General features: G+C 39.0%; 5 protein-coding genes and 1 pseudogene. 4 read left to right on the forward strand and 2 right to left on the reverse strand.

All coding sequences use genetic code 11. The annotated features are described in order from the left end of the window. Positions 1-46: 46 nt before the first annotated feature. Together ACFFAP_RS35570 and ACFFAP_RS35575 are read right to left on the reverse strand one after the other, a co-directional pair. Entirely contained in the window at positions 47-1,147 is a 1,101-nt protein-coding gene (locus tag ACFFAP_RS35570; RefSeq protein ID WP_375515620.1) for an ArsA family ATPase, read from the reverse strand. A gap of 120 nt (positions 1,148-1,267) precedes the next feature. Then, the gene (locus ACFFAP_RS35575; RefSeq protein WP_375515621.1) at positions 1,268-1,459 is read right to left on the reverse strand and encodes a DUF2862 domain-containing protein; all 192 of its coding nucleotides are present in this window, start codon (positions 1,457-1,459) and stop codon (positions 1,268-1,270) included. 87 nt (positions 1,460-1,546) lie between these two features. On the opposite strand from ACFFAP_RS35575, the pseudogene ACFFAP_RS35580 reads away from it, so the two are divergent. From ACFFAP_RS35580 to ACFFAP_RS35595, 4 genes and pseudogenes are all read left to right on the forward strand, one after another. Continuing rightward, positions 1,547-2,002, forward strand: a pseudogene (locus ACFFAP_RS35580) (Uma2 family endonuclease); the annotation flags it as partial. Between the two features lie 311 nt (positions 2,003-2,313). After that, on the forward strand, positions 2,314-3,120 hold the full coding sequence (locus tag ACFFAP_RS35585; RefSeq protein ID WP_375515622.1) for an ABC transporter permease: 807 nt from the start codon (positions 2,314-2,316) through the stop codon (positions 3,118-3,120). Next, complete coding sequence (locus ACFFAP_RS35590) at positions 3,121-3,861, forward strand: ABC transporter ATP-binding protein (protein WP_375515623.1); 741 nt, start codon at positions 3,121-3,123, stop codon at positions 3,859-3,861. A gap of 276 nt (positions 3,862-4,137) precedes the next feature. After that, positions 4,138-5,104: sulfotransferase family protein (locus tag ACFFAP_RS35595; RefSeq protein ID WP_375515624.1), on the forward strand; the 967-nt coding region annotated here is incomplete at its 3' end.

Below are 5,104 nucleotides of genomic sequence, written 5' to 3' on the forward strand. Positions count from 1 at the left end.
ATTCCTAACTCCTCACTCTTAACTCCTAACTTTATTCCTAACTAACTTAAAACGAAATTATCAAATAATTATTTTGAAACTTTGCTCCAGTAACGGGTCTGCCACTCAGAGCCGGGGGTAAAGGAATATTGCGTCGCTGATCTCCTGCTTCTACCGTGACCTCTGGCCCATATTGGGTAAGTTTGACTTGCTTTTTGTCAAAACCTGGCAAGAATAAGCTTACTTGACGATTGTGGGTGTTTATTTCAATGGGTTTGGGAGCCTGTAAAGCTTGTGCTTCAAAGTTGGGTAGGGCGTCTATCAGTGGTTGCCAGTCACCTGTTGGCGAGTCGGGAACAACGCTCACAGGTAGGGGGATAAATTCCTCCGATATGTTAACATTGTTCTCAGTAGACACAAGCAGAACACCACCAACAGTTAAACCAATTTGTTGAGCGCTACCCCACAAATAACGAGCATTTGCTACCTCAATGGGATCTCCTGTAGTTACTAAGAAAGCAGCGAGACGCTTAGGATCAACAAGAGCGGCTCTCCCTTTTTCCAAGAAATTATTGACTTGGTTAGTGGGTTGAGAAAAGTTATCTGCTGTCCAGTTGATATTGAAAAAACTGCTAATCAGCGGTTGAATCAAGGGTGATTCAGTAATCGTCTTTCCCAAATCGGAGTTGACAAACAATTGCCGAAATCGCCGGACATACCAACTGAGAGATTCTGGCAAACCCAACGTCCGCAACGTTAAAGAGTCGCCTGTGCCATCGTAGACGATCGCATCATATTTGCCACTGGCATCATATTCACGGATAGCATTCAGTGCTAGGGCGTTGTCCATCCCCGGCAATACTACCAGTTCTTGACCAAAAACGTCTTTGAAGATGGGCGTGCGGAGGTATTGCGCCTCAAGTTTCTTCACTTCGTCCCAGTTGCGTTCTAGGAGTACAGATGCTTGAAACTGGACTACTTGCAACTTGGGAGCTATTTCCTGGGGATCGGCAGCAATGGGAGTACCCAGCAGGATTTGCAACGTTGGTTCTGCTTGTCCTGCTAGAAGTACGCGCTTGCCTTGACTTGCCAATAATTTGGCGGCGGCGATCGCAATTTTGGTACGAGCGGTGCCGCCTTTGCCCAAAAATGTCAATATTAAAGCCATTACTTAATTCCTATTTTCACCGCCGGTCTTTTCAACTCCAACTTAGCATTCAACAAAGAATCTCAGCCTGTGCAATAAATTTCAGATGCCAAGAAAAACCCGTATCTGAGTTCTTTACAGCTACACAGGTTTGATTTCATCTTCAAAAAACCAAGTAGAAGTTTTGTCGTCAAACTGCACCACTACACCGATACTGCCACCATCAGTGACTTTGTAGCCTTGGATGATACCCACTTGTCCCAGCTTTTTTACAACCGGGGCAGAGACGCGATCGCGCAAGCGAAAGACTTTAACCTTTTGTCCGATTTCCATGCCTGATTACAATTCAGATAAACCAAGTCTCAGTGTAGCGGAATCCGTGACTCTGCTCTTAAAAATTCAGTGGAGATGAGGAAGAAAATTCCAAAAGAGGGGGTTGATCCATTTTTAGTAGTTGAATTACTTTCACCAGGTACAGAACAAGAAGACTTAGGAAAAACACTGCGCGAGGTAAATCGACCCCCAACAAAGTGGGAAGTATATGAACATATTTTGCGGGCTCCCTACGTTGTCTACGATCGCTATGAAAATCGTTTGCGTACCTTTCAACTCATAGGCACTCGCTACGAGGCAATATCTTTACTAGAGAACCGCTTATGGTTGGAAGAGTTAGAACTAGGATTGGGACTTTGGCAAGGTTCTTATCAGCAGACAACAGGTTTATGGTTACGTTGGTATAATGCAGCAGGTTGGGTACTAACGCGAGGAGAAAAAACTGAACAAGAACGTCAACGGGCTGAACAAGAATATCAACGAGCAGAGCGATTGGCAGAGTATTTGCGATCGCAAGGAATTGATCCAGATAATTTGAGTTAGGTCTATAGAGTCGCGCTTAGATTATCCAATGAGTAGAATATCTTGAAAAGGATTATCTTTGACTTTTAAACACTTTTGTGATATATCTAACCTGCTGGTTTGTGGCGGAGAGTTCTAGGAACCAATTGATAAATTAACTAGTCTTGCCGGGGTAGGATGTGCTTAGAGGATAAAATTGGGAATTATTAAGTTGTGTATTGAACAATGCTTTTTAAAATAAAGTTTTTAATGGTAGGCTAGTGCGGCAAAGTACACTCCAGTAGTTTAAAATTCGCAAATAACTTGCCTGTGGTGTGTGGTGGTTTTTAAGGATGAGAATTTCGCTTAAAGATAATTCAACTTGGTTGCAAGTGCGGCGCTATTGGGAATTGCTGCATGTTTTGGTAGCGCGGAATCTCAGAGTGCGTTATCGAGGTTCGTTCTTGGGGATTTATTGGTCGCTATTGAACCCGTTGATTATGACCGGGTTATACTCTGCAATTTTTGGGACAACTTTTGCATCATATTATAACAACTCAATACTGAACTATGTATTAGCTGCATTTACGGGCCTGGTGGTAATCAACTTTTTCTCAGCTTCTACATCTCAAGCATTGAGCAGTGTAGTCAGTAATGGCTCACTTTTAAATAAAATTCATCTGCCAGTCAGCGTTTTCCCTGTATCAATGATTGCCGCAAATGTATTTCAGTTTTCACTAGGGACATTTCCATTGCTGGCATTGATGACTTTGATTAATTCTAAAAGTTTAGTCAATGTGTTGGCGCTGATATTTCCATTTATGGCCCTAGTTTTAGTTTCTACAGGAGTTAGTTTTTTAGTAAGTGCTTTGTACGTTTTTTTTAGAGACTTGCCTTACTTTTATGAGTTAGTTGTATTTGTAATTTGGCTGAGTAGTCCTATATTTTATCCAGCAGCTATTGTTCCACCGCAGGTAAAGCAGTTTTTAGGTTTAAATCCATTATCACCAATTATTGAAAGTCTGCGTCAGATTACATTATCAGGTTCTGTACCAGATTTAGGCTTAATTTGGGGTGCTTTGCTTAGTGGAGTAATTATTTTAGCCCTGGGATGGACTTGTTTTCACTTGTGGCGACATCATTTTATGGATTTGCTGTAAATGGAAGTAATTCGGCTGGATAATGTTTCGCTGTTGCGACGGACACAAGAGGAGTTTTCTTATGACCTTAAGAAAACAATGCTATCTATTTTAGAAGGTAAATATCGTCAATCAGTGAAAAAGTTAGTTCTGGATAAAATTGATTTCGTAGTTGAAAAAGGCGAAAAAATTGGTATTATTGGTGCGAATGGCTCTGGTAAATCCACTCTTCTAAAGGTCATTTCTGGAATTTTGCAACCTACCAGTGGAACAGTACGGGTACGAGGTCAAATTGCTCCTTTGATTGAATTAGGAGCAGGTTTTGACTTGGAAATTTCCGTAATGGATAATATTCTGCTCTATGGTGTACTGCTAGGATATTCTAGATCAGAAATGCGAAATAGAGCGCCTTCAATTTTGGAATTTGCAGAATTGCAAGATTATGCCTTTGTTCCAGTGAAAGGATTATCTTCAGGTATGGTGGCAAGGCTAGGTTTTGCTATTGCAACAGATGTGCAGCCTGATATTTTAATTCTAGATGAGGTACTATCTGTAGGTGATGAAAGTTTTAAGAATAAATGTAAGCAACGAATTAAAAAGTTATGGGATGAAAATGTGACTATTTTAGTAGTATCTCATGATTTGAAATTTATCAAAGAATCTTGTCAAAAATCTATATGGTTAGATAAAGGTAAGCTCCAATTAACTGGGAATACAGATGAGGTTGTAAATAAGTACCTAAACTCTGTACTTCCGCAATAAGAATGAACATTTATTAAAAAAATAATAGAAATTTATATTGTATTTTAGATCGATGCATCAGAATAGAGCCAAAAGCTTTATATTCAGAGACCCTTATTTGATAAAATATCAGAATTCACAAGGATAACTGCACCATATTAAGCGTCTGATATCCTGATAGTATAAGCAAAATTTATGAAAAAACTGTCACTCATCGGACATAATATTTAAATATCTCTATAATCTGCAACTTATCCATATCAATTGGATTTATTGATAACTAAATAAGGCAAGCTTATGATGAGCCAAGATAACAAATCTTCTTCAATTTTCATAATTACTGGAATGCACCGTTCTGGCACTTCTCTCACTGCATCGTTGATGGAAAGTGCAGGAGTGAATATAGGTGAGAGATTAATGGATGCAGCTCCTAGTAACCCAAAAGGCCATTTTGAAAACTTAGACTTCGTAGATTTTCACAAATGTGCTTTACGTTCTCAAGGTATTACTCAGGAAGGATGGACAATACAGAAAGATATCCACATACCACAACAATTGTTTGACAAAGCAAAACTAATTATCGCTGAAAACGCAACACTGAATTACTGGGGATGGAAAGATCCACGCACTACTCTTTTCTTATATTTTTGGAAAAATTTACTACCGCAAGCATATTTTATATTTACATATAGATCGCCTTGGGAAGTTATCGATTCTTTATATCGTCGGGGAGTAGATGAAATATTTTATAGCAATCCTAAATACGCTTTACAAATCTGGATGCACTATAACAAAATCATCTTAGATTTTTATCATCAATTTCCAGATAAATGCATTCTCTTAAATACTGAGACTGTAATTGCAGACTACACTGTTATCTCAACTTTATGTGGAAATAAATTTGGTCTTCAACTTAAAGAGCCTAATGAAGGGATTGTAGATAAATCATTGATGAGTAATTTAGCACCAAACGGTCACAGACCGATGCTAATTAAAAGGTTTTTTCCAGAAGCAGTGGAATTATATAATGATTTGAATAATCAAGCTGATTTAAAATGCCAACCAGTTCACTTAGACCCATTAGAAGTTGATATTTGTTTTAAAGACTGGCTTTTTCAAGATTGGCTTGATATTTACAAAATTAGGAAATATTCAAAAATAGAATTAGAGCGCTCGCAGTCTCAACTACAACAGACTCAGACAGAATTGGAGCGCTCGCAGTCTCAACTACAACAGACTCAGACAGAATTAGAGCGCTCGCAGT

This window comes from uncultured Nostoc sp., from assembly GCF_964245575.1.
GTDB lineage: Bacteria > Cyanobacteriota > Cyanobacteriia > Cyanobacteriales > Nostocaceae > Nostoc.

Excerpts from the sequence above, each read along its gene's own strand:
- ACFFAP_RS35570 (WP_375515620.1), bottom strand. The coding sequence starts at position 1,147 with ATGGCTTTAATATTGACATTTTTGGGCAAAGGCGGCACCGCTCGTACC.
- ACFFAP_RS35575 (WP_375515621.1), bottom strand. The coding sequence starts at position 1,459 with ATGGAAATCGGACAAAAGGTTAAAGTCTTTCGCTTGCGCGATCGCGTC.
- ACFFAP_RS35585 (WP_375515622.1), top strand. The coding sequence starts at position 2,314 with ATGAGAATTTCGCTTAAAGATAATTCAACTTGGTTGCAAGTGCGGCGC.
- ACFFAP_RS35590 (WP_375515623.1), top strand. The coding sequence starts at position 3,121 with ATGGAAGTAATTCGGCTGGATAATGTTTCGCTGTTGCGACGGACACAA.